Source organism: Capnocytophaga gingivalis (assembly GCF_002302415.1).
Taxonomy (GTDB): Bacteria; Bacteroidota; Bacteroidia; order Flavobacteriales; family Flavobacteriaceae; genus Capnocytophaga; species Capnocytophaga gingivalis.
In genome coordinates this window covers 2,134,664-2,157,596 of record NZ_CP022386.1, presented here as the reverse complement: position 1 = coordinate 2,157,596, position 22,933 = coordinate 2,134,664, and the positions used below count along the sequence as shown (strand labels likewise).

Annotated in this window: 26 protein-coding genes and 2 tRNA genes; 16 read left to right on the top strand and 12 right to left on the bottom strand. The window is 33.9% G+C overall.

Annotated features, from left to right (window positions below; translation table 11 throughout):
* Positions 1 to 8 precede the first annotated feature (8 nt).
* From CGC50_RS10245 to CGC50_RS10170, 16 genes are all read left to right on the top strand, one after another.
* Positions 9 to 770 carry a hypothetical protein gene (locus CGC50_RS10245; RefSeq protein WP_095910750.1) on the top strand — a complete coding sequence of 254 codons (762 nt, stop codon included), beginning with the start codon at positions 9 to 11 and terminating at the stop codon, positions 768 to 770.
* Between the two features lie 52 nt (positions 771 to 822).
* Positions 823 to 1,566 carry a class I SAM-dependent methyltransferase gene (locus CGC50_RS10240; RefSeq protein ID WP_095910749.1) on the top strand — a complete coding sequence of 248 codons (744 nt, stop codon included), beginning with the start codon at positions 823 to 825 and terminating at the stop codon, positions 1,564 to 1,566.
* A gap of 5 nt (positions 1,567 to 1,571) precedes the next feature.
* Positions 1,572 to 2,639: an ankyrin repeat domain-containing protein gene (locus CGC50_RS10235; RefSeq protein WP_095910748.1), complete on the top strand. Its 1,068-nt coding sequence runs from the start codon at positions 1,572 to 1,574 to the stop codon at positions 2,637 to 2,639.
* Positions 2,640 to 2,716: 77 nt separating this feature from the next.
* On the top strand, positions 2,717 to 3,070 hold the full coding sequence (locus CGC50_RS10230; protein ID WP_095911349.1) for an MmcQ/YjbR family DNA-binding protein: 354 nt from the start codon (positions 2,717 to 2,719) through the stop codon (positions 3,068 to 3,070).
* Positions 3,071 to 3,079: 9 nt separating this feature from the next.
* Positions 3,080 to 3,547 (top strand): hypothetical protein, encoded by a 468-nt coding sequence (locus CGC50_RS10225; protein WP_095910747.1) that lies wholly within the window; start codon positions 3,080 to 3,082, stop codon positions 3,545 to 3,547.
* A 40-nt stretch (positions 3,548 to 3,587) separates the two neighbouring features.
* Entirely contained in the window at positions 3,588 to 4,217 is a 630-nt protein-coding gene (locus CGC50_RS10220) for a hypothetical protein (protein ID WP_095911348.1), read from the top strand.
* A complete protein-coding gene (locus CGC50_RS10215; RefSeq protein ID WP_095910746.1) occupies positions 4,214 to 4,633 on the top strand; it encodes a VOC family protein in 420 nt (139 codons plus the stop codon). Before CGC50_RS10220 ends, CGC50_RS10215 begins: the two co-directional genes overlap by 4 nt.
* A 6-nt stretch (positions 4,634 to 4,639) precedes the next feature.
* Positions 4,640 to 5,089: an NTF2 fold immunity protein gene (locus CGC50_RS10210; protein ID WP_095910745.1), complete on the top strand. Its 450-nt coding sequence runs from the start codon at positions 4,640 to 4,642 to the stop codon at positions 5,087 to 5,089.
* Between the two features lie 91 nt (positions 5,090 to 5,180).
* Complete coding sequence (locus tag CGC50_RS10205; RefSeq protein WP_095910744.1) at positions 5,181 to 5,990, top strand: TIGR02391 family protein; 810 nt, start codon at positions 5,181 to 5,183, stop codon at positions 5,988 to 5,990.
* Between the two features lie 27 nt (positions 5,991 to 6,017).
* On the top strand, positions 6,018 to 6,740 hold the full coding sequence (locus tag CGC50_RS10200) for an HNH endonuclease (RefSeq protein ID WP_095910743.1): 723 nt from the start codon (positions 6,018 to 6,020) through the stop codon (positions 6,738 to 6,740).
* Between the two features lie 5 nt (positions 6,741 to 6,745).
* Entirely contained in the window at positions 6,746 to 7,228 is a 483-nt protein-coding gene (locus tag CGC50_RS10195; RefSeq protein WP_095910742.1) for a hypothetical protein, read from the top strand.
* Positions 7,229 to 7,259: 31 nt separating this feature from the next.
* A complete protein-coding gene (locus CGC50_RS10190; protein ID WP_095910741.1) occupies positions 7,260 to 7,631 on the top strand; it encodes an SMI1/KNR4 family protein in 372 nt (123 codons plus the stop codon).
* A 21-nt stretch (positions 7,632 to 7,652) separates the two neighbouring features.
* Complete coding sequence (locus CGC50_RS10185; protein WP_095910740.1) at positions 7,653 to 8,804, top strand: ABC transporter permease; 1,152 nt, start codon at positions 7,653 to 7,655, stop codon at positions 8,802 to 8,804.
* On the top strand, positions 8,791 to 9,984 hold the full coding sequence (locus tag CGC50_RS10180; protein WP_095910739.1) for an ABC transporter permease: 1,194 nt from the start codon (positions 8,791 to 8,793) through the stop codon (positions 9,982 to 9,984). The genes CGC50_RS10185 and CGC50_RS10180 overlap by 14 nt, the downstream gene beginning before the upstream one ends.
* A gap of 132 nt (positions 9,985 to 10,116) precedes the next feature.
* Positions 10,117 to 10,189 (top strand) — tRNA-Gly (locus CGC50_RS10175).
* A gap of 24 nt (positions 10,190 to 10,213) precedes the next feature.
* Positions 10,214 to 10,299: transfer RNA gene (locus CGC50_RS10170), tRNA-Leu, on the top strand.
* 545 nt (positions 10,300 to 10,844) lie between these two features.
* Here the strand turns inward: CGC50_RS10170 and CGC50_RS10160 are convergent.
* From CGC50_RS10160 to CGC50_RS10105, 12 genes are all read right to left on the bottom strand, one after another.
* On the bottom strand, positions 10,845 to 11,936 hold the full coding sequence (locus tag CGC50_RS10160) for a hypothetical protein (protein WP_232781111.1): 1,092 nt from the start codon (positions 11,934 to 11,936) through the stop codon (positions 10,845 to 10,847).
* Positions 11,937 to 11,944: 8 nt separating this feature from the next.
* Complete coding sequence (locus tag CGC50_RS10155; RefSeq protein WP_095910737.1) at positions 11,945 to 13,243, bottom strand: BREX system ATP-binding domain-containing protein; 1,299 nt, start codon at positions 13,241 to 13,243, stop codon at positions 11,945 to 11,947.
* Positions 13,240 to 14,238 (bottom strand): hypothetical protein, encoded by a 999-nt coding sequence (locus tag CGC50_RS10150; protein ID WP_095910736.1) that lies wholly within the window; start codon positions 14,236 to 14,238, stop codon positions 13,240 to 13,242. The genes CGC50_RS10155 and CGC50_RS10150 overlap by 4 nt, the downstream gene beginning before the upstream one ends.
* Complete coding sequence (locus CGC50_RS10145; RefSeq protein ID WP_095910735.1) at positions 14,231 to 15,487, bottom strand: methyltransferase; 1,257 nt, start codon at positions 15,485 to 15,487, stop codon at positions 14,231 to 14,233. The genes CGC50_RS10150 and CGC50_RS10145 overlap by 8 nt, the downstream gene beginning before the upstream one ends.
* Before the next feature lie 154 nt (positions 15,488 to 15,641).
* Entirely contained in the window at positions 15,642 to 16,706 is a 1,065-nt protein-coding gene (locus tag CGC50_RS10140) for a DUF4236 domain-containing protein (RefSeq protein WP_095910734.1), read from the bottom strand.
* A gap of 7 nt (positions 16,707 to 16,713) precedes the next feature.
* Positions 16,714 to 17,529, bottom strand: a complete 816-nt coding sequence (locus CGC50_RS14115; protein ID WP_232781110.1) for a hypothetical protein — start codon at positions 17,527 to 17,529, stop codon at positions 16,714 to 16,716.
* 20 nt (positions 17,530 to 17,549) lie between these two features.
* Positions 17,550 to 18,689, bottom strand: coding sequence for an IPT/TIG domain-containing protein (locus CGC50_RS10130; RefSeq protein ID WP_232781109.1), 1,140 nt, complete (start codon positions 18,687 to 18,689; stop codon positions 17,550 to 17,552).
* Between the two features lie 407 nt (positions 18,690 to 19,096).
* The gene (locus tag CGC50_RS10125) at positions 19,097 to 20,416 is read right to left on the bottom strand and encodes a phage terminase large subunit (RefSeq protein WP_095910733.1); all 1,320 of its coding nucleotides are present in this window, start codon (positions 20,414 to 20,416) and stop codon (positions 19,097 to 19,099) included.
* Between the two features lie 11 nt (positions 20,417 to 20,427).
* Positions 20,428 to 20,796 (bottom strand): hypothetical protein, encoded by a 369-nt coding sequence (locus tag CGC50_RS10120; RefSeq protein WP_232781108.1) that lies wholly within the window; start codon positions 20,794 to 20,796, stop codon positions 20,428 to 20,430.
* On the bottom strand, positions 20,789 to 21,748 hold the full coding sequence (locus CGC50_RS10115; RefSeq protein WP_095910732.1) for a hypothetical protein: 960 nt from the start codon (positions 21,746 to 21,748) through the stop codon (positions 20,789 to 20,791). The genes CGC50_RS10120 and CGC50_RS10115 overlap by 8 nt, the downstream gene beginning before the upstream one ends.
* 44 nt (positions 21,749 to 21,792) lie before the next feature.
* Complete coding sequence (locus tag CGC50_RS10110; protein ID WP_095910731.1) at positions 21,793 to 22,071, bottom strand: helix-turn-helix domain-containing protein; 279 nt, start codon at positions 22,069 to 22,071, stop codon at positions 21,793 to 21,795.
* A gap of 145 nt (positions 22,072 to 22,216) precedes the next feature.
* On the bottom strand, positions 22,217 to 22,933 hold the full coding sequence (locus tag CGC50_RS10105; RefSeq protein WP_095910730.1) for a hypothetical protein: 717 nt from the start codon (positions 22,931 to 22,933) through the stop codon (positions 22,217 to 22,219).

Below are 22,933 nucleotides of genomic sequence, written 5' to 3'. Positions count from 1 at the left end.
TCAGCAATATGAACCCATTACAACATATAGAACAAACTTATAACTTTCAGTACCCCAAGCTATATCATCAGCTTTATGAGGATGGAATGCTGAATATGGGCGCAAAATATCCATATCATTCTTATTGTCCTATGGAATACAAAAATGGTGATAGATTGCCTAATAAGGAGTGGTTAGAACAAGAATATCCTAAACTGAAAGAGAACCCGCCTTTGTTTTTGTATGTAGATTGGTTTCAGGTGCTCACCCCCTCACAACTCGCGAAAGAGTTTGAGTTTTTAAATCAGCATTTAACACAATATCCTCAGAACCGAAAAGTCTTCTTCGCTCCCTTTGCAAGGGCTGTAGTGGATGATTATATGGTTTATTGTTTTTGTTATGACAAAGAAAAACCAACACAAGAGCCAAGTGTAGTATTTATTAGAGAAGATGGAGAGGTAGATATCCTTTCAAGAAATTTGCAGAACTTTATCTTTTACCAATTAATAAAACGGTTGGTAGCACATTTTCACGACATAAGTTTTATCTGTTATGGGGATTTCTATGAAAATCTGCGTCAGACACTTCGCACCCATTGCCCTTATTTAACAGAAGAACAAGCGGAGGTGTTAGAGGATATTTATAAAAGAGAGATTAAAGAATATACTAGAAAACTTACATCTGGAGGCTGTTATACATTTCTTACCTTGCTACACGAAGGAGAGAAAGAAACGTTACTAAATAAGTATAACCCACTGCCGAAAGAAACCATTTTATTGAAAACCCTTTAGATTTTTATTTAACAACATACAAAGATTATTTATAGAATAAAAATTCATCAATATGAATCACACTGAAAATACACAAAACCAATGGACAAAGGACTTAGCTCTTTATATTCAGCATTTAGTAAGTCCTGATGGACGTGATACTTTTGAATCCACGCCTTTATTAGCTGAAAAATTGTATGAACTTTCTTCTTATAAAGAAGGGGACACTTTGCTTGATTTAGGTTGCGGTTGGGGCAAATCATTAGCTCCCTTTGTTCCTCATTTCAAAGAACTTATAGGGGTGGATATGAGTGTAGAGAACCTTGACAGAGCCAAAGCAATTTATCAGGCACAGCCTAATGTCCGTTTTGAGCAAGGCAAAATACAAGAACTAAATCTGCCTGCACAATCGGTAGATGTAATGATTACCGCTCTTGCCCTGCACCAGATACCCTTAGAGGAATTTTATGGGGTTTGCCAAAAACTCCACACTATTTTGAAAAACGAAGGAGAACTATTAATGGCTGATGAGCTCATACTGTTCAACCCCGAAGAGAATATACCGCTTTTTGATAGTGTATACCGCTATTTATTGGCAAATACCACTCCAAAAGCAGTGTATGAGCAGTATATCAAGCCTTATTTAGAAGAAGGGCATAAGTATACTTTTGAAGAGATGAAAGAAAATACCCCACCCGAATACCAATTTCACGCCCTTATAGAGGTAGAAACACTTTTAGCTACAGCAGGCTTTAAAGTAAAAGAAGTAGTGGAAGTAACTCCTTTCTTTGGTTTTTTGAAAATTGTAAAATCCTAAACAATATGGAAGAAAGAAACATCTTTGCCCAAAAAAAAGCACCTTTCAAATGTCCCGAAATTGTAACCCTCTTGCGTAAGGAAGATTTTCCTGCCTTGGAAGCTGAACTTGCCAAGGGCTGGGATATCAACCAAGAAGTCCGCGTACACGAACGTTATTCTCAAACACCTTTTGACTTTGCCCTGTCCAATCGCAAAAAGAAACTATTAGAGTTTTTAGTTGATAAGGGGGCTCATATATACGAAACAGCGCTTATTGATGTTTGTATGAGTGAAAAAAGCGACCCTGAGTTGGTAAAATGGTTGATTAAACAAGGTGCCGATGTGAATGCTAACTCTCATATCACTGTTTTGCAGGCAGCTATCTATGGAGGAAGTGAGGAAATAGCTTTTATACTCTTGGAAAATGGCTACCGCCTTACTCCTGATGGTACAACCTTGCGACACGCTGCCGAAGCTGGATTTACTCGTCTATGTGAATACCTTATCACTCACGGATTTGATGTAAACTATTCTGAGCCTGATATGGTATATCCTTACAACGCCTCGCCCTTACAAGTAGCTGCCTCAGATGGTCACCTTGAGTTGGTAAAACGATTTATTGAGCTGGGTGCCGACCTTTCCTACAAAGATAAATACGGCGAACGTGCCTATCATTACGCTCTGCGCAACAAGCAGAAAGCAGTTGCCGAGTATATCAAATCGGTAGAGCCTGCCCAGTGGCACGACGAGGAAGAGCGCTTGCGAGCCTTAAAAGCCTACAAACTTCCCGAAGGACTCATCGCCCTAATGCGCGCTACCGATAGACGTATTCCCTTGCCCGAATGCGAATATACCAGTTTTGTAGAGTTTGCCCCACTGAGTGATATCAAGGAAGTAAAGTGGAAAAACAAAAAATTCCTCGACCTCCTTTCCGATGCTGATAGGTATGGCGCTGAAGGCTTTTTAGTATGGTATCCTAGGAATAAAAAACTCGCCTTTGCTGATTACGAACACGAAACTTTCACCGAACTCTGTACCTTTGAAGAGTTTATAGCAAACCCTTCCGCACAAATTAATAAGATTTTTGAATAAAAATTTGGCACACGTGTGTGCTGAATTGATAATGAGGAATGAGCCCCCTCTTATCTCTTATCTCTTACCTAAACAAAATGAACTTAGAAGAACTTAGAGAATATTGCCTTTCCTTGCCCCACGTTACTGAGGATATGCCTTTTGGCGAGGATATTTTAGTATTTCGGATTTGTAATCGTATTTTTGTGCTTACAAGTTTAGAATCAGTACCTTTGCGGGTGAGTCTCAAGTGCGACCCCGAGCGCGCGATAGAACTCCGCGAGCAATACCCCGATAAGATTATAGCGGGCTACCACCTCAACAAAAAACATTGGAATACTGTGCTTTTAGAAGGCTTACCCCCTGTCCTTATCAAGGAGATGATACAGCACTCTTACGACCAAGTACTTGCCAAAGTCCCCAAGAAGGAAAGAGAAATGTTAATTAGTTAATTCAAGATTATGTTCTCAAAGCTCAAAGATTTCTTTTGTAAAACCTATCCAGTTTTTGGGTACGAATTCTTTATTCCTGTAGCTCTCTACAAGCGTATAGAGGCAGTTGAAGGAGAGGTCAGCCCCCAAAGTATTAGGCTTTTCTTTAGCAAAGCTCCTTATGCTTTTAGCAAAGACCAGCTACAAATTACCCAAGAAGCCGACAAACTCTTTTTTGTACAAATAGCATTCTATGAAGAAGGAAAAAGAGAGCATTTTCAGAAAGAAATGGAGGATTATAAAGAAGTATTTCCTTTTTGGACCGTCTTTCCTCATAGTTTCTATGGGGCTCCTCGCTGGAATCAGGGATACCAAGAGCATTATAGAGATACTTTTTTTAAATATTGGCACTCCTTATCCCCCGAAACTCGGCAGGAATATATGGATAAATACCATTGTCCTGAAGATTGGCGAATTTGGCTTGAAGAATACCGCTAAAGGAGCAAAGAAAAAGAAACCTTTTAATAAAATAAATATGTTGAACCAAAAAATCTTAACTCGTATACAAGCTCTTGGAGGCAATACCAGTCAAGTGAAAGGCACTTCCCTTGCTGATGACCTATTGGCTATTACTTTTGATACCGTACTCTATCCAAAGCCTCAGGACACTCCTTGGGCAAAGGCCGAAGATACCGAGCCTATTTATGGCATAGGAGCGTGGGTAGATGATCATAGGGAACTTTACCAAACGGATAAAAAGGATTTTTATGACCAGATGATTGCTCAGTTCTATCGACTTACGGAAGAACCTTATGGGCAACACTTTTGGACAGTCAGCCTCTTTACCCCTTTCAAAGAAGGTACTGATGACTATGAAGAATGGTATGACGATTTCTCCGATGAGGAATTTACAGACCTCACTGAAATTATAAAAGTTACAGGAGACAAGACACCTGATCTTATACAATTGTTCTATACCTCTGGCTATCCTGACCATATATACATAGCCCTAAGCGACCCCAATGGAGAAAACCCAACACTCTTTGGTACTGATCACGAGGTATTCTTTGGAGAAATCGATAATATGGGAACCTTAGAGGACTATCTCAATACCCTAATGACCCCAGAGGAGCTTATAGAAATAGTAGAAAAAGCATTAACCAAATGAGACAGAAATTTACACTTATCACTTTAGGTGTCCGCAACTTTAAGAAAGCTCTTGCCTTTTATGAGAACTTGGGCTGGCAGAAGTCGGACAAAAGTATAGAGGAGTATGCTCTTTTCCCTTTGGGAGGAATTGTATTAGGATTATATCCTTTACAAGAACTCTCCAAAGATACTACGCTACCTTATCAGTCAAGTACATTTGCAGGAATAACAATTAGTTATAATGCCAAATCGGAAGCAGAAGTAGATGCTGTTTTATCCAAGGTCAGTGAATTAGGAGCTACTATTGTCAAACCTGCTCAAAAAGTATTTTGGGGTGGATATAGTGGCTATTTCAAGGACTTGGACGGCTACCTCTTTGAAGTTGCTTATAATCCTTTTTGGGAGTTTGACGAAAATGACAATTTAAAATTATAATCCAAAATGACAGAAACAGAACAAACCCTACACCAGCGTTTCACGGCTTTCTTACAAGCGATGTACGACTGGGAAACAGAAGCCAACAGAGTGGATGAAGAAGAAGTGGAGAAAAAGAAAACCCTCTCTTGGGAAGACTTTTGCAACAAACAAACCGAGCTGCGTATCCCTATTTATAAGGAATACATAACCGAACGCGAACGCAAATATGGTGGCGCTCAGTACACCAGTCACGCCTTTCCTCCTAACTATGACCCTTCTAAAGAAACCATTAACGAAGTGCAAATCACGGGTAAAAAAGCCTCTATATTTACCGATAGAGTCTATGCCGGAATGAATTACAAGCGCGAGTACAAGTACAAACTTGTAGAAGGTCGCTGGCTATTAGACACTATCAAAGAACAGTATTTGCCAGAAAACAGAGACCCTGAAAAATGGAAGAGTGTGATTTTATAAAAACAAAACCCGATAGTTTGATTACTCAGAGACCTATCGGGAATAGAACTGGGGCAAAGATATAAATAATTTTTAGAATAAAAAACTTCATATGATTGAAAGAAAATGTTTAGACCCTAATATATTAGAAATGATCAGTAATATATTAGGAGATACCAATAAAGGATTAACGGGAAGTGAAATACATAGGCTTCTATTACAAGCTAAAATAGAAGATATTTCAGAAAAAGATGAATTTTTAAGCAAAAGGAAACGTTTATTTAATGCTTTCGCTAATTTTCAAAATACAAATAAATGTTCAAATAACATATTGAATTTTATTAGTCTGGTACTTAAACCTTCTAGATTTGTAAATAAAGAAGATGAATTTAACAGTTTAAGAACTGCTATAAATCAACAATTAGCTTTTGCTGGATATGAACTGAAAGAGGATGGGCAATATAGAGCAATTGAAAAAGCAAATACAATTTCTGATGTACAAATTAAAGTAGAAAACTTAAAGCAGGAATTAGAAAGTAGAAAGACTCATTCTGAAATCTTTAAATATTGCAAATCAGAATTACTACAGAATAATTATTTTCATTCTGTTTTTGAAGCTAATAAAGGTCTTTTTCAGCGCATTAGAGATTTATCTAATCTCCAAAAAGATGGAATAAATTTGATAGAAGAGGTTTTTAGTCAAAATCCTATCCTCATCATTAATAATTATCAAACTAACTCGGAGAGAAATGAACATACGGGTTTTTGTAACTTATTAAAAGGATTATGCGGTATGTTTAGAAACACTATTGCTCATGAACCAAAAATAGAGTGGGAAATCAAAGAACAAGACGCTTTAGAAATTTTGAGTATTATATCATATTGCCATAGAAGATTGGATAATGCTCAAAAAATACGATAATAAAAATAATCTCTTAAAATATCACTTATGGAATATATAGAGTTTGAGAAAGAGTTTAAAGCCTTTATGGAAAAAGAAGGTAAAGTAACAGAAGCGATAAAAGATTATATGAGTAGACTTAGATTTATCGCTAAAAATGGTTTTTATATTGGTAGAGGTATGTTAGACATAGATACTATTATTGATTCACTAAAAAAGACAGAATCTAATAGAAAAACATACAAAAATAGCAAACAATATTCTAATTTAAAATCTGCACTTAAGAAGTACAAATATTTCATTACTGCAAAAGAAAACAATTTAGTTGATGATATAGAAGCTATAAGAAAAGATCGTACTATTTCTGAAACACAGAAAGAGTTATTAACTTTTGCAAGAATAGGACAAGGTAAATATAGAAAAGACCTTATAGAACTTTGGGGAAAATGTTCTGTTTCGGAGTGTAATATGACAGATTTATTAATAGCTTCACATATAAAACCCTGGAGCGAATCTTCTAATGAAGAAAAATTAGACCGCTATAATGGACTTTTATTATTACCTAACTATGATAAATTATTTGATAAGCACTTAATTTCTTTTGATGATGATGGCAAAATAATAATTTCTTCTCAGATAAAAGAAGAAGAATATAAAGTTTTAGGTATTAGTGCTAATGATAAACTTTTTAAAATTTTACCTGAAAATAAACCCTATTTGAAAATACATAGAGAAATATTTTGTTCAAAAAATAATATGACAATAAAATAATTAGAATGAACCTATCAAGTTATAACACCAAGTTTGGCACTCTTGCTTTCTCTCAAAAAGTGGGAGACGAGTATTTTTGGGAGGCTTCATTCCAGTGGAAAAGTGATTTCTATAAAGAAACTTTACAGCTGCCTTTTTCTGTGTTTAGCAATAGTGAAACCATCACACCTGATACTATTGCTTTTATTGAACAGATCCTTACCAGTGCAGATAAGTTGGTTGCCAAAGCACTTTCTTATTTTCAAGAACAACTGCTAATAAGCTCTAATGACTTTCATCTTTCAGAAGAAGAAAAACAATTGCTAAGCGTTCCGTTGCAGGAAGTTCCTTTTGAACGCCCGCAGTTCCTATTCTATGACAACAAAGAATGGATATTGCATTTTGCCGGAGGTGGTTTCAGCTTTTGCGAACCTTATGGTGTTTCTTTTCACTTTAAAGAAGAAACCCCTATCCTAATAGAAAACTTAGAAGATGCTGAAGAAATATAATTAACTTAGATTATTTAATAAATAAAAAAGTATGAACAGAATTACAGAAACAGAACAAAAACATTCCTTTGAACTTCCTGCTCTTTACAAGGAAATCCTCAGCAGTTTTGATTTATATTGCCTTTATCAGTACAAAGGCAAAGATTTGGATATTAAAAATTGTAACCTCCTTTTTGAAAAGCTGAGCAGAGACTATCAAGCGTGGCAATTACTACAATATCTTGATGAACCTAATACTGAAAATACTTTTGTTTTTGGTAGTTTAGGTGATGACTCCAGACTATACTTCAACCTCTCCGATGGGTCAGTTTGGGACTATTGGCTTGACGATAAATCTACTCACAAAATAGCTAATAGCTTTGATGAATTACTTTCAGAAGCTACTTTAGAAGAAAAAGAATAAACCTAACTTGCTAATTATACTATGAAATATTTTAAAACCGAATGCAAGAACCTTTTCCTATCACCCAAACGACTGTTTTACGTTTTGGTGTTCCCTTTGGTTATCTTTGGGTTCTTTGCGGCTATTTTCTACAAAGGCGTGCCTCGCGACCTGCCTATGGCGTATATCAATTACGACCAAAGTCAGCTGTCCGAAAACCTCTTGCGTATGCTCGATGCTACCCCAAACATCGACCTGAAAATCAAACTCACCGATGAACAAGAAGCCCAACGACTTATCCAGCAACAGCAGATTATGGGCTTTATCGTTATCCCTGCCGATTTTCAGCAAAAACTTTTCAAAGGGGAAAACCAATCGGTGATCTGTTATACAAATAACCAGTTTATGCTCGGTGCAGGTCTTATCCAAAAGGATTTTCAAACCACCATAGGCATGTTCTCGGCTGGTCTTGTGATGAAAAAGAAGATGCAAAAAGGGCAACAAACCGAGAGGGTACGGGCCGAAGCCCAAACCGTAAAGGTAGATGATCATGGGCTGTTTAACCCCTATTCTAACTATGCCTATTACCTACTCACTGCACTCTTGCCTATGATGCTCCAAATGATTGTGATGATGGTAACCGTGTATGTATTGGGCGTAGAATTCCGTTACCACCAAGGCAAACACTGGCTCGCCCAAGCAGGAGGCAACCCGCTAAAAGCCTTGGTGGGCAAACTCTTACCCTACACTTTAGTGCTCTTTTTTGTAGCGTGGTGGATGAACTATCTCCTCTTTGGGCTTATAGGTGCTCCTCTCCATATCCCGATGTTCAATGTAGTACTCATTACTTTTGCTTTGGTAGTTATTTATCAAATCATTGGGATTACACTCGTCTCTCTCCTGCCTAATTTCAGGTCTGCACTCACCATCGGCAGTGGTTTCACAGCGATAGCTTTCTCATTTGCCGCTTATACTTTTCCGATAGAAGGATTGCCAAAGAGTATGCAGTATTTAGCACAAATCTTCCCCTATGCTCATTTTATGAAATACTATGTAAATCGTGCGATCAAGGGAATCCCTGTGGAAATGACATGGCAACCCCTTTTAGCCCTGTTGCTCTTCGGCTTATTGCTGATAGTTGCCTACCCTATGTTTGTAAAGAAAATAAAATCAGGAGGATATGAAAGCATTTAGAAAATATATTTATCAAAGTTCAGCCGACTTCACCCGTGCAATGCTCTGGGAAGCCAAATACATATTCCGTGACAAGGCGGTGTTCTTCTCGTTTGTGATAGTAGCGGTGGTAGTCTCTTTCTTGTACACCTACCTCTATTCTGAAGAAACCCTACAGGAACTCTCTATAGGAGTGGTTGATGAGGATAATACTACCCAAAGCCGTCAGCTATTGCGTATGATAGATGCCAATAGTGGCGTGGCTATCTACAGTAGCTATCTCAACCTCAGCGAAGCAGAAAAGGCTTTTCAGCGCGAGCAGATACGCGGTATCGTAACCATCCCTAACGGTTTTGCACGCGACCTACAGCGCGGAGAACAACCCTCTATATCTGTCTACGCCGATGCCTCGTATATGCTCTATTACAAACAGATACTCACTGCAGCAAAACTCTCGGCAACCTACCTCAATGCAGGCGTGGAGATGAGACGCTCTTCAGCACAAGGCAAGCTCCCTACCCAAGCACGCGAGGAAGCAATGCCTGTAAGTGCTAAAGTAGTAAGTTTGTACAACCCTTCGTCGGGCTATGCTACCTTTTTGATCCCCGTGGTTTTGGTGATTATTTTCCAAACCACTATTCTCACAGCTGTAGGAATCTTGGGCGGTACGATGCGCGAGGGTAATAAACTACGCAAGATATACCCCAATTCGAGAAACTTTTTTGGGGCTTTGCCTATTGTAATGGGTAAAGCAACCACCTACTTAGCCCTTGCAATGGTCATTTTGCTCATTATTTTAGGAATAGTGATGCCTCTTTTTGGTATCCCAGTACGTAGCAGTATACTTACCACTATGGTATTTATGATACCCTTTATCCTTTCGATAGTGTTTATGGGGCTTTGTCTGCTCAACTTTCTACGCCGCCGTGAAGATGCGATTATGCTCATTATGTACACCTCGTTGCCTTCGGTAATGCTCACCGGCTTTTCGTGGCCCTCAGTAGCAATGCCACAGTGGCTAAATGTCTTTTCGTATATCGTGCCTACCACCTTAGGGGCAAAAGGGTTCGTATCGATTACCCAAATGGGTGCCTCACTACCTATCATTATGCCTTATTGGCTGGGAATGTGGGGATTGTGCTTGGTCTACTTGGTCTTAGCAGGGTTCTCTATCAAAAAAATCATAAATAAGGATCAATGATTAATAAAATAACAACCCCCTTGTAATCAAATAGTTGCAATAAATATTTTATTTTTACAAAAAAATTTCATTTTTTCTTTGTCAGTTTTAAAAAAAGTAGTACCTTTGCGCTGTCTTAGAAATAGATGAAATGCGAAAATAGCTCAGTTGGTAGAGCGCAACCTTGCCAAGGTTGAGGTCGCGGGTTCGAATCCCGTTTTTCGCTCTTTTTTTATGCCCCATCATAAAGGCTCGGATGGTGGAATCGGTAGACACGCTGGACTTAAAATCCAGTGGGCAGCAATGCCTGTGCGGGTTCAAGTCCCGCTCCGAGTACGAATTTACTTTTTAAGTACTTAGTATTTAATTGGTTAGGTTTTAGAAAGTGTGATTTTTCCCAACATTTTCCCAACAATTTAAAAAAAGTACATTCTCTAAAGGATATTTTCCTTCAAGAGTAGAGTGAGAAAATTTAAAAATCATTACTTTTTTAAGTAGTGATTTTTTTGCTTTTATATTAACTCTTAAAAATATTTGACTATGGAAACAGCTGTAACATTTGCTACCTCTTATTTAAGTAAGACAAAGCAACAGAAAAAACACACCTCAGCCTATTGAAATGATTCCAAGATTAATGAGATACTTGGAAGGGTTGGAAGTTGACAATACTTTTGACCAATGTGAAGATTCGTATGTAGTGGTTAATAGACTCGCATCTAAATATGGACTTACCTTACAAAATTAGTCATTCCTCACAATAAGAAATAAAGATAGTTACTATTGAGGGAATACTCACTCTTACTTGCTTCTATATTAGACAAATTAACACGCTAATAAAATGCAAAAGACTATCCAAAACGATAGCCTCTTTTTTTATTTGTTTAATTGAATGTGTCTGGGTGGATAAAAACTAAATCTCCTGTTTGTGAGATTTTTGAATAATCTTCTTCACTTAAATAATCTCCATTTTCCTTTATTTCCACTGATATATTTCGTGAAATATCTTCTCCTTTGTCATTTTTATTTTCAATAGGGCTGTATGGATAATCTTCTATTTCATTCCCTTTACCATAACGAAAATTAGTTAGCCCACCTTTTACCTTTATATTATACAGATATTCCAAGTTTTTAGATAAGACACTTAGATAAAGATTGTTTCCTAAAGTGTCTGCTTCTAAACCAAAACATAATAATTTCCCTTTATATGTTTTAGGACACGGCTTCACTTTACCTATATACAATTTTTGGTTTTTCTCTTTTATGCGTTCTAAAATAAATTTTGTAGTAAAATCTTTTATAATTTCTTCTTCCTTTTTATCACTAACTAAATTGATTGTAGTTCCTTCTATGTTCATTTCTTTTAAAGAATAAACTTTAGGTTTAGTTAGGTTATGCTTTTGAAAGATTTCACCGCTTTCCTCTTCAATAGCATCATAAAATTGTTTATCATTTGTTAGTAGAACCAAGTAATCTTCTTTTTTAAGTTCATCATTAAATATACTTGACATCAATAGAAGACTATCTTCTTTTGAGATTCGTGTAGATAGCACCAAATCCTGATGAGGTTCCCACAACTCATTAGGAAAAGTAAGAGTATCACAATCTATATCTAACAAATCATCTATCTCTTTTAATTCATTCTCTACTGCTTTTTTTATTTCAGGAAACACCTTTGAGTAAGGGATTTCGGGATTATTAAATTCATTTTTATATTTTAATGCCGAAGTAAAATTAGGTTTTGCACCATTCTCAGTCGGTTTATAAATTAAGCAACGAAGATAGTGCTCTACTTTTCTAATGCCAACAAATTCATATATAGCAAAGCGAGAACAAACAATATCAACAAAGGGGCTTTGGGAAAGCTCTTCAATAAACAAAGAAAGTTTAGGATACGTTCTATCAATCCAATAGGCTAATATTTGAGTATCTAATGCTATTTTTATTCTAAAATTATCATCTATAGGAGGATTCATTTCCATAACTATTTAGAGTTCAAAAGTTTTTTTACAAAATTCTCATCTATTATTGATATTGATGTTTCTTCTACAGCCCTCTCTAATATATAGTAGGTTTTTCTAAGAACTAATCTTTGTAATTCCTGAGATTCTCTATTAATCAAATCTATAGCCTCTTCAGTAAAAGGAAAAAGAGTTCCTTTTTTATCATTCCCCTCCTCACGTGCAAGGTTTAAGTAGTTTATAATAATTTGTTTAGCTTGCTCTTTAGTTAATCTTGTGATACGAATTTCTCTGTCTTTTAGTCTATCCACTAAAGGAGGAGAAATAGTTGTCAATTCTTTAAGAGCTGTAGCTGTCATTGCTATTAGCAAACACCAGCGTCTTTCTTTATCAATTAGTGTTCTCAGGCTATGAGAATAATTATCTATTTCTTTTTTTGTTAAACGACCTGAAGTTATATCCTCAAATTCATCTACCAAAATGTAAAATCTTTCAAAACCTTGAGCTTGAATTATGGTAATAATAGCATTAAGAAGTTTTACAACTCTACTCTCTAAGTTAGTTCCACCAGAAGTTATTACATCCCACGTTTTACTAATGCCTACATCTTCTGAAATTAAATCATAAAAATAGTTAGCTATAGTTCCATCTTTTTCATTATTATCCAAGAGGATTTTTATGATAATATCCTTTAACAATGAGTTGAAATCTCGTCTCTGTTCTTTAGTGTATAATTTTTTTAAGAGAGCATCTAAAAAAGCTTTATGGCTAACCTCATTTTCTGTGGAAAATAGATTTTCTTCCTCTGAAGTTGAAAAAATAGTATTTTTCCTACTTTCTTGAAAAAAGTCCTCTAACATTTTTTTATACCTATTCTCATCAGATTTTATTTCTGTTAATATAAAATCCCATAAATACTTTTTGAATTGTTCTTGTCCTATTTGTTCAATAATAGAGCCTATCAATTTTGATAATTTATTCTCAGGATTGTTTATGTATATCACATAAGCTTTTCTTGGTAAAGATTGGATTAAGTACTTAGCGTATAACAACAGCTGTGTCTTCCCTGTACCATAATCACCTGTTATAGTACATACTAATTTATGGTCTTCGTCATTGCTCGAATACAAAGAATCATAAACATAATTTTCTATTTCCTTTTCGACTTCAACATCAATAGGAGTCAAAACTTTTGTCAATTCACTTGATTCATTTGTATTAGCAGTTCCTGATTTAGGAAAAGGATTAAAGCTTAAAAGAAATTTATTATATCTTTTATCTTTTTCCCCCATTAAACGTTTTACTCTATCCTCTAAATTCATTGTCGTAATATTAAAGTTGAAATATAGCTATCATTCATTTTTGGAAATAGATAGGTAGCCATATCTATTGCCTTTTGTGTATTTTTACCTTTTATTAGAAAAATTTCAGAAGTCCTTTCATAGGTCAATTCATCTTTTTCTCTTATCATTGAAATAACAAATTCCTTGATGTCGGGGATAGCGTATCTATATGTTCTTGCTATTCTAAAAATCACTTCAGGCATCCAAATATATTTTGTATTAAATTCTTTCTGAAGAAATTTTATCAAATCAAATTCTTTAAAAGGTTTAATAAAGTACGCTACTGATAAACTCTTGTTAGAAATATCTGCAAACACATCATTTTCCAATCCAGATAAATTAAACTTCTCTAAAATTCTTAAGGTTGTTCCCCATTTCAAGAAAACATCCCAAAATCGCATTAACACATCATTTTCAATAATAAACTTCTTTTGATATTTATCATATAAGAATGTATCTGTAAACCGATTCTTTTCACTATAATAGAACAAAAGATTAGAATTATTAATGTAATCTTCTTCAGTTAAAGAACTAAATGTTTTATGAAATGAAGGGTCTGGACTTATGAACCAAGAAGAAAGCTCTTTAAATCTGAAATATTTAAAAAAAATATTTCTTAGAATATCCTTATTTTCATCCGTTAATTCTTCATTTATTTGACTATTAGTAAAAAAAGAAGTATATGAATTATAATCTGAATCTAATATATCAAATTTGACTAAAGCATTGAGGTACTCTAATATTTTTCTCTCTCCCCATACCTCATTTTTATACATTAGTTCATTTCTTTTTTTGGTTATATTTTTTACTGTCTTTTCTTTGACCAGACGGCTTATCAGATAAATGTCTTTTAAATCCTTTAAAGAATAGATATTCACATAAGACCATTTAGAAAATTGTTTTCCTGCCTCCTCATCAGACAAGATAGGAAGTTGTACAGTAGGGTATTCTAATATGTTGCTATTTCTATTCAAGTATTAAGATGTTTTCTGATAGTTTCAAATTATGTCTATTTTTTAAAGAAGTCCATTTTATACCTCTTTCTCTGATTTTTACAATATTATATTTATTGAACCCACTATTCAGGGCAATTTCTCCTAATAATTTAGTTGTATCAATAAATATGCCATAAGGAGCAGAATCTCCTAATACAAGATATGCTTTACTTCTTTGTTTTAAAACTCGTCTCATTTCTAACAAGACGTTATACATATCTTCAAAATATAGTAGAGCTAAAATGTCAAAACTTTTTTTACCTTTTTTATTTTTACTAATCTCTTTTATTTTAAGAATATCAGGCATTAGATTATCAATAACATTTTTATTCTCTATATAAAACTGATTCTTTTTCCATTCTTCAAGTTGAAAGTCAGCTTCTTTATAGTGGGTTGTTGCTCCTGTTACTAAGTTTTTTCTGACTTTTTCTGTTATATCATTCCAATTATCAGTTATCCCGTAAAAGTGAGAACAAACTTTTGAGACTTCTCCATAATCTAAGTTATTTAAATAAGGAGGAGATGTTATACATATTGAGCAACTATTACTATCTATATTATAATTTATTTTACGAGAATCGTGATGAAAAATATTAGTAGTTTTAGGTATATTCCGATAACTATCCAAATCATCTAACATTTTTCTAACTGTCTTTTCAAACATTTGTAATCCAGACAATTCATTTTTCAAAAATTTACTTCTGGATATATAAGGTACAGCTATTGGATGCACACTTACTTTATGAAGTGTTTGAGTCAATGCTAATTTTAAAAATAACTTTATTTTCTCATCCAAAAGTTGTATATAATCTCGTATAAAATATAATTCAAAAAGATTTTCTTTAGAGTATAAAGACTCTAATAATTTATGATATACTTCTGTATGATTTTCTTTATTGAAAATATTTTGCTTTATATCAGTTAATACTAACTCTATCAGATTCTTATCAATATCCCAATTCAACTTAGCTTGTATCACATCAAACAAAAGTTCTTGTCCTTCATTACCATAGGCAGAAATCCCTTTTTTCTGAGCAGAAACAAGAGTAGTTCCACACCCTGCAAAGCTCTCATATATACTATCTTTCTTTGATAAATTTTCTTCCTCTATTATTTTATCAACTAATTTATATGAAAACCCTGCTGTAAATCTATACCAATTATGAATAGGACTCTGCTTGTTATCTTTTGAAGTTCCTATATCTTTATGTAATTCTGTGATATTCATTAATTGATTTGATTCTTTGAATCTATAAGAATTTGGTGCAAAGATAGTACAAAAAAAATAATAATTCTTATAAAAGCAAAAAAATCTCCATTACTCAGTATTCAAACATTTGAAAACCAAGAAAAAAGCAAGCCTTTCAGCTTGCCTTTTTGTTCTAAGTGTCTAACCCTTGTAACCGTTGTGCTACATCCTCATACTCTATGCTTTGTGTATAGACTTTTTGATAGAGTTGCTTTGCCTGCTCCTTCTCTCCTTTTTCTTCATAAAGATTGCCTAATAGAAACATAATGTCTATCAAATCATCGTCTGGATTAGAAGTGCGCAAAGGTGCTTTTTTAAGGGTTTCTATAGCTAAATCTATTTGATTCTTACCTATAAAACTATTTGCTATTCCTTGCAATGCTTTTAGGAATAAATCACTGTTTTTAGGTATCTTCTGAAAGTACGAAATTGCCTTATCATAGTTCTCACAAAGGTAGTAACAGTTCCCTGTCAATAGTACTTGTCTTTCATCATATTTGCGAGAAAGCAAATCTTCATATAGCTCAATGATTTTAGGACAATCAATCTTATCATCCTTCAAAATAAGCGTTTCTACGTAAAGAAGCTTTAGCCTTTCAGAACTTGGATTTAACCTCAAAGCCTTACCAAAGCAATCACTTGACTCTACATACCGCCCTAAATAATACAAACAGACTCCTTTCAAATCTACTATATCAGATTCATAGGGACTTAAAGGTACTTTATAGAGAGCGGTATCTAATGTAGCAACAGCTCCTTCAAAATTTCCCTTATAGAAATTAGATATAGCCGTTTCAAGATGAGCTTTCACAACCTTCTTAGGAGAACGAGACCTTCTAACTAAAAAGAAAATCATTATCACTCCTATTACAAAAGGAATCAAACAGATAGCTATAACCCAAAGGAGAAAGGTCAAACAACCATCGCTATTACCATACTTGTTTTCATCAATAGAAAAACCTAATAGGTTTATTCCTTGCTGATAGGAGTTTGATGCTTGTGGTGTGTTTATACTTCTTAATAGGTTAGAGTGATAAGTAAGCCCTGTATTAGGAATATTGACAGTGTTATATAGCTGTCCATTGCTACTTAGTCCCAATCTGAAACCACCAGCTCCAACACTCATCCCAACTCCTGATGTACTCAAATTGAGTCTGAAAGCTCCAAATGATTGACTTTTACGAAAACGAAACCCCATAGCTCAATTAATTTGCTAATATGTTCTTTTCCTCAACAGAGACCTGTAAGGTAGTAGAATGTCCTGAATGAGAAAGTAAAAATGTAATACCTCCTATGGTTGTTTCTGAACTTTCATTCCCTATATTTGCTTCTACCCAATTTCTTACTGCCTCTACATCATTTTCCCTACAAGTAGAAATGGCTATATATCGTATAAAGCCCATAACCTCATTCTGCCCTATTCCATAGTCAATAGCAGCAGCTGTTACACCAATAATTTCAGAAGGGGAACAACCTATAATATTTACCTTATAATCGAATTTTCTTGGCATTTCTTTGGTACAGAAGTAATCTACACCATTTTTAAAATTCTTACTGACTGTAAAACCAAAATCACTTTGTAATACAGTGTAGAAATTAGCACCATTGAAGTCTGGAATGATATAAGACTTCTGACCAACAAAATCACAAGTTTCAAAACTTGCTAACAGCTTCTTCTTTTTCTCCTGTTCCTCTGCTTGTTGTTTGTTCAATCTTTCTTTTTCCTTAGAATTTTCTTCTTCTACTAACACCGTTTTAGAAATATCCGATTTTGGAGAAGGTGTTTCAGGAGATTTAGGAACAGTAGCTCCTGCTATTGTAAATAGTACAATATAAGAAACATACCTAACTATTTTGTTTTGCCAAAAACTCACATTTTCTTTGAGTTTATCAGAAACTGTGGGTAAAAGAACAACTCCAAGAATTACAAAGGCAATTCCTGTTATAATGCTTTTTTGAGTAATAACACCTAAACCTGTTATTATGAATAATATTCCTAAAATATATTTTGCTACTTTCATAAAATCAATTGTTTTTAAGATTAATAATTTGCTATTATAAGGTTCTCATAGTTTTTAGTAGGAGTTCTTGTTATTTGCTTGGTTTTCAAGTTGAGTTTGAAAAGACTTTTTTCTGTGCCTGATTGTAGTCCAATAATATCGTTCGTGCTTTTAGAGTATTGTATATAGCTTAAATAGTTCTTTCCTATTTCTGCAATAGTCTCTAACTCTTTACCTGTTTGAAGGTCTAATTTTACGATTTTATTGTAAGCTACATAAGCATATAAGTCATCATTAGCTACTATAAGTCTTTCATATCCATTAAAAGGAACTTTTACAATCTGTTTTGTTGTCAAATTAAGTCTGAAAAAAGAGTAGTCTTTCTTAAACGTTTTTTCGTTATATTTTGATTGTTGTCCTATAATCTCATTGGTACTTTTAGAGAAACGAATATGACTTAAATAATCATTCCCTACCTCAGCAATAGTTTCTATCTCTTTACCTGTTTGAAGGTCTAATTTTACAATTTTATGGTTGCGCAAATCATAAGCATACGGTTCATTATTAGCTATTATGAGCTTCTCATAATGGTTACAAGGTAATCTTATAATCTCTTTTGTAGTTACATTAAGTTTGAATAAATAATGTCCTGAATTTCCTGATTGTATGCCTATAATTTCATTAGTACTCTTTAAGTAGTAAATACCTCTTCCTAAGTATTCCTTACCTATTTCAGCAATGGTTTCTAATTCTTTACCTGTTTGAAGGTCTAATTTTACAATTTTACTATAGGCTACATAAGCATACAAAACACTTGGTTTGGGAAGAATAGTTAAGCGACCTATACTCTTAGAAGTTTCATTGGAAGATAGAATAACTTCTCCTGATGTAGCCTCTTCAGGAATTTCTACTTTTAGATGGTTGGAAGTTACTTCTTTGATAGTCCCTTTTGCTCCATTAAAAGTAATTGTGTAGGTTTGTGAAGGAACAAAATTCTCTCCTTCAATGGTAATAATATCTCCTATAGTAACCTCTTGTGCAGAGAAGTTTTTAACTGTAGGAAAATTAGTTTGTTGAGGTGTAGGTTGTTCTTTTGCTGGAGCTGGAGCAGGTTCATCTTTAGAACAGCTCACAATGACTCCCATACAGAACAAAGTCAAGAAGATTTTTAATGCTTTCATAAGCTAAAAAGATAGTTTTTGAATGCTTTTCAGCCCCTAAAAGCGGTTAGTAATATAAAATAAAAAAGCGTGGGACTGCATAACCTTATTCATTTATCGGGTATCGCCAAACACCCACACCTAAAATAAGTACAGCCCACGCCGAAGCGTGAGCGTTTTTTACTTATTATTCAGTAGGTGTACAAAATTGGCGATTTTGATAAATCTGAATAATAGCTAAACGCTAATATGTCTTTATGTTAAAAAATAATTTTTCTGTTCTATTTTCTTTTCTTTTAAAATGATGGGACAAAAGTAGTATTATTTTGTGATATTACAAAATTTTTAATAGTTGTAATTTTTTTATCCTTCGCTTATCCTTCGCTTATCCTTCGCTGAAGGTTCGCTCATCTAATAAATAAAGAAAACTAAAGACCCCCACTAATAGCCATATACCATTTAATTCCTCCTCTATAAGTCTTTACCCAATTTGCATATACTAAACTATCTGCATAGTCAGGGCTTCTGCCTAAAAGTTTTTTAATAGCTTCTTTGCTGATAACCTTTACTTTCTTATCTGAATAGATTTCATACTGAATAGACTGCAATTCTAACTTTAGAGTTTCATCAGTGAGGTTACCTATTTGTCCGTTCATCATATCCCTTCGTAATTCATAGTACATTTGTGAGCGCAAATTAAAAGGTAAAAAGGCTTCTTCATATTGGCTTTCTTCTGGCTTTGAACCACCCTGTAATTCAATCACATCATAGCCTGCTGACTTTAAATTATCAACTACACCAGCACCCACTCCCACGCTATCTATTCCTACATAATTAGGGTCTATATTGTAGTCGTGAATAAGCTGTATGGTTCGTGTTACTATCTCTGTTATAGAAGTCTGTTCATAGCTCTCTATTAGCTCAATATTACCGTTTTTAAGGATTGTAAAGACGGTTTTATCATCTCCATACCTTGCCACATCAATCCCCATAGAAGTAACTTCTAAACCATTTTCTATTCGTTCAGCACTACTTATGATTACTTCACTTGAAATAAGCTGATTAATCATATCTAAAGCACTCCAATCAGCATAAAGATACTTCCTCAAAAAATTAGGATTATCCTTAAAGGCTTCCTTTAGAGTGATAACATACTCACTGTTTTCATCATAGTTATCTGTAGTTAAACTTTGGATATATACCTCATCAGGATTGGTAGACTGAATGAAAGTAGAAATAAGCCAACAAGGTTCAGGATTGCTGGTCAATCGCCCTTCATAACGAGGTTTCTGCTTGTTTGGTAATACCCAACGCAAACGAGTTTTGAGCATATTATACACCTCAACAGATACTTCATTAGCTTCATCAATACCAAACCAACCTATCTCTAAACCTTTTATCTTTTGAAGCATTGGGTCTTTGGCTATATTGGCATCAAGAAACAGCAACTTTGAATCATTGATGAAGGTTACTTCTAAGCTCGTTTGATTAAAGCTTCTAATAATTTCTTTTGGGCAGATAGAAAAGAAGGTAACCAATGTAGTCCTACGGAGAACAGAGAGTTCCTTTCTCACAAGTACTAATCGGTTACCTTTGAATTTCATTGCATTTTTTATAGCCTCTGCACAAAGGAAATAGCTTTTTCCACCACCTAAAGCCCCTCCAAAGAGCATATACTTAGCTCTGCATTTATGAGCAATTAGTTGCTTAGGTTTAGGCTGATAATAAAGTGAAAAGTCTATTCTCATAACGATTAATTTTAATCAGGTATATTACAGATAAACTCTATATTACCTGAATGTTCTACTTCTATTTTAAATAGCCCTTGTAGGGTAGTTAATTCTTTATTCACTGACAAGGCGGTTTTGTAGTCCTTCTTCTCTATGCTCAATCTGTATAACTCTTCATACCTTCTAATTGCCTTTGCATAATCATAAGCTACTTGCTTCTTTACTGATTGCTCTATGAGAGTTCTTGCCTTGCTGATGTAGGTATCTATTTGTCTATCTGATACTTTCCAAACATTTGAAGTATTTTGAAGTATCAAATCTCTATTATACCCTAAAATCAACATACTAACCACCTCATTAATTCTTTGATTTACAATATGTTTACTTGACTTATTCATTTTTAACCTCCTTCTTTCTCAGTTTTTCTATAGTATGCTTGCAATTACTTTCAACTTTGCTATTAATCTCTTTTACTAAAGGATGAATTTCAGTATTTTTAGGATTTTTAAAAGCATCTGTAATGATTTTCTTACACCTGCTTTTATCCATAGGATTCTTAAATTTTCCTTCTCTGCTCCATTCCTCAATTTTTGTATAAGCATCTCCTTCTGTCTGGAAATAAAGTTCTATGCCTTTATTCATCAGAAGACTTTTGAATACTGTTGGTGTTATATATTTAGCATTTACCTCAGCCGAAATAATATGTTGCTTTTTGATTTTTTGATAGTTTTTGAAAAATGTATCTACTAAAAGCAAATATACTGAAGGTTGATACAAATGCTCTACTTTTATCTCCTTTATTTTAAACACATTCGATAAGTTTTTTAGAACTCTAAGCTCTATTCTTAATACCTCCTGATTAATTACAAAGTTTCTTTTCTCTTTAATTTCTTTAGTCTTATTGTAAAAGGCGATAACTTTATTCTTAGTTTCAAAACGTACACCATCATCTTGCTCAAATCTTTTAAAATGAGGTAAATCTGTAAAAAGAGTATTACTATATTGACTTACAGAATTGTTAGTTTCTATATTCAAAGCTAAGTCTACTCTATATAACCTTGCTGAATGAAGATTGATAGCTAATGAATTGCCTAATTTTTCAATAGCTTTATACAAATCATCATACTGAAGTATAGAAGTATACCCCTTATAGTAATTGGAGATACTTCCAGAGAGATACATACCATAATCCCTGTGATATTTTATATAAAAGTTCTTATAGTAACCTTCTCCCCAAAACTTAAACTTACCATTTCTTATAATAGTAAGCACTAAGTTTTGGGAATTAAAGTTAGCTATCGATTCAGCATTAGCAAAAATCCCAATAGTATCTATAGTAAAACCTAACATAACAAATATTGTATAAAAGTTAGACTTATTATTATATAGTGTTACTATTGTTCAAGTTTGATAATAGCTTTTTCTACTTCATCTCGCTTGTAATACACTCGCCCTTGAATACCATAGGAAGTTAGGGCTCCTCTATTTGTCCAATTGTTGAGAGTTGTTAGATTAATATCTAACATTTTTGCTACCTGTTTTCGTGTAAGGTACTGAGTTGGGGTTTTACATAGAATTTCCTCTTTTAACTGATTAAACTCTTGCTTTACACTTTCTTTTAATAAACTTTTTAGTTCATTAGGTTCAATTTGTATGAATTTAATTACTTCCATAAATAAATGGTTTAAAAATTTATGGTGCAAAGGAAGATTAGGTATTTTTTAGGTAATACCTAAAAAGTGCAAATTGGTTTAAAGAAATAAATAAAGGCTTTAAGCATTTCACTTAAAACCTTTATTTATAGTAGTTTAACAAGAGTTATTTACCTTCTTTAATTTTAATATCTAATTGTCTCAATATTTGCATAGCTTTATTTATATGCTTTTCTGTTGGAGCATTTTTGCTCTCAGTATTGAGACTTAACATAGGGTTTATATAGGACTGTAATGTTGTTGTAGAAACTCCCAAAATACTACTTAGCAATGAAGCTATTTTATTGATACTTAATTGATGTTCCTTTATCAAATAATCAAATATCCCCAATTTTTGTAATATAACTAAGTTTGTTTTTACTTCTAATTTATCTTCTGAAAAATCAAGGATAGTTCCTTGTATTTCTTCTTGATTATTTTTCTGCCTCTTTTCTTTTATTTTTGAAATAATCATTTTTTGAAATTGGTAAACACTAAAAAATTCAAAAGGGAAGAAAAGTTGTTCTAAATCAAGTCTTGGAGTTGCTTTAGCTTTAGGGTCTATTTTGGAGATAAAGCTCATATCTAAGACAGGAAGTTCCTTTTCAAGTTCTTTATATTCTTTTATTTTATCATCTATTTCCTCCTTTGAAATTTTCCCTCTCATTTCGTCTTTCTCTATACCTATATAGGTTTCTACTTCTTTGTATAGAGCCTCTAATAGTTCCAAATCATACCCCTCTGTATACTCTTTTAATATTTTGAGCATATCGGGTTCTCCTAAATTACGTACTCTAATCAAATCACATATCTCGTATGCAGTAAAGTCTTTTATACCTTCCAT

What these genes read in the sequence shown, in the direction of transcription:
- CGC50_RS10110 (WP_095910731.1), bottom strand. Translation starts at nt 22,071, where the DNA reads ATGGAAGTAATTAAATTCATACAAATTGAACCTAATGAACTAAAAAGT.
- CGC50_RS10180 (WP_095910739.1), top strand. Translation starts at nt 8,791, where the DNA reads ATGAAAGCATTTAGAAAATATATTTATCAAAGTTCAGCCGACTTCACC.
- CGC50_RS10225 (WP_095910747.1), top strand. Translation starts at nt 3,080, where the DNA reads ATGTTCTCAAAGCTCAAAGATTTCTTTTGTAAAACCTATCCAGTTTTT.
- CGC50_RS10125 (WP_095910733.1), bottom strand. Translation starts at nt 20,416, where the DNA reads ATGAGAATAGACTTTTCACTTTATTATCAGCCTAAACCTAAGCAACTA.
- CGC50_RS10140 (WP_095910734.1), bottom strand. Translation starts at nt 16,706, where the DNA reads ATGGGGTTTCGTTTTCGTAAAAGTCAATCATTTGGAGCTTTCAGACTC.
- CGC50_RS10235 (WP_095910748.1), top strand. Translation starts at nt 1,572, where the DNA reads ATGGAAGAAAGAAACATCTTTGCCCAAAAAAAAGCACCTTTCAAATGT.
- CGC50_RS10115 (WP_095910732.1), bottom strand. Translation starts at nt 21,748, where the DNA reads ATGTTAGGTTTTACTATAGATACTATTGGGATTTTTGCTAATGCTGAA.
- CGC50_RS10210 (WP_095910745.1), top strand. Translation starts at nt 4,640, where the DNA reads ATGACAGAAACAGAACAAACCCTACACCAGCGTTTCACGGCTTTCTTA.
- CGC50_RS10155 (WP_095910737.1), bottom strand. Translation starts at nt 13,243, where the DNA reads ATGAATTTAGAGGATAGAGTAAAACGTTTAATGGGGGAAAAAGATAAA.
- CGC50_RS10245 (WP_095910750.1), top strand. Translation starts at nt 9, where the DNA reads ATGAACCCATTACAACATATAGAACAAACTTATAACTTTCAGTACCCC.
- CGC50_RS10130 (WP_232781109.1), bottom strand. Translation starts at nt 18,689, where the DNA reads ATGAAAGCATTAAAAATCTTCTTGACTTTGTTCTGTATGGGAGTCATT.
- CGC50_RS10230 (WP_095911349.1), top strand. Translation starts at nt 2,717, where the DNA reads ATGAACTTAGAAGAACTTAGAGAATATTGCCTTTCCTTGCCCCACGTT.
- CGC50_RS10240 (WP_095910749.1), top strand. Translation starts at nt 823, where the DNA reads ATGAATCACACTGAAAATACACAAAACCAATGGACAAAGGACTTAGCT.
- CGC50_RS14115 (WP_232781110.1), bottom strand. Translation starts at nt 17,529, where the DNA reads ATGAAAGTAGCAAAATATATTTTAGGAATATTATTCATAATAACAGGT.
- CGC50_RS10205 (WP_095910744.1), top strand. Translation starts at nt 5,181, where the DNA reads ATGATTGAAAGAAAATGTTTAGACCCTAATATATTAGAAATGATCAGT.
- CGC50_RS10190 (WP_095910741.1), top strand. Translation starts at nt 7,260, where the DNA reads ATGAACAGAATTACAGAAACAGAACAAAAACATTCCTTTGAACTTCCT.
- CGC50_RS10145 (WP_095910735.1), bottom strand. Translation starts at nt 15,487, where the DNA reads ATGAATATCACAGAATTACATAAAGATATAGGAACTTCAAAAGATAAC.
- CGC50_RS10185 (WP_095910740.1), top strand. Translation starts at nt 7,653, where the DNA reads ATGAAATATTTTAAAACCGAATGCAAGAACCTTTTCCTATCACCCAAA.
- CGC50_RS10215 (WP_095910746.1), top strand. Translation starts at nt 4,214, where the DNA reads ATGAGACAGAAATTTACACTTATCACTTTAGGTGTCCGCAACTTTAAG.
- CGC50_RS10120 (WP_232781108.1), bottom strand. Translation starts at nt 20,796, where the DNA reads ATGAATAAGTCAAGTAAACATATTGTAAATCAAAGAATTAATGAGGTG.
- CGC50_RS10200 (WP_095910743.1), top strand. Translation starts at nt 6,018, where the DNA reads ATGGAATATATAGAGTTTGAGAAAGAGTTTAAAGCCTTTATGGAAAAA.
- CGC50_RS10195 (WP_095910742.1), top strand. Translation starts at nt 6,746, where the DNA reads ATGAACCTATCAAGTTATAACACCAAGTTTGGCACTCTTGCTTTCTCT.
- CGC50_RS10160 (WP_232781111.1), bottom strand. Translation starts at nt 11,936, where the DNA reads ATGAATCCTCCTATAGATGATAATTTTAGAATAAAAATAGCATTAGAT.
- CGC50_RS10105 (WP_095910730.1), bottom strand. Translation starts at nt 22,933, where the DNA reads ATGGAAGGTATAAAAGACTTTACTGCATACGAGATATGTGATTTGATT.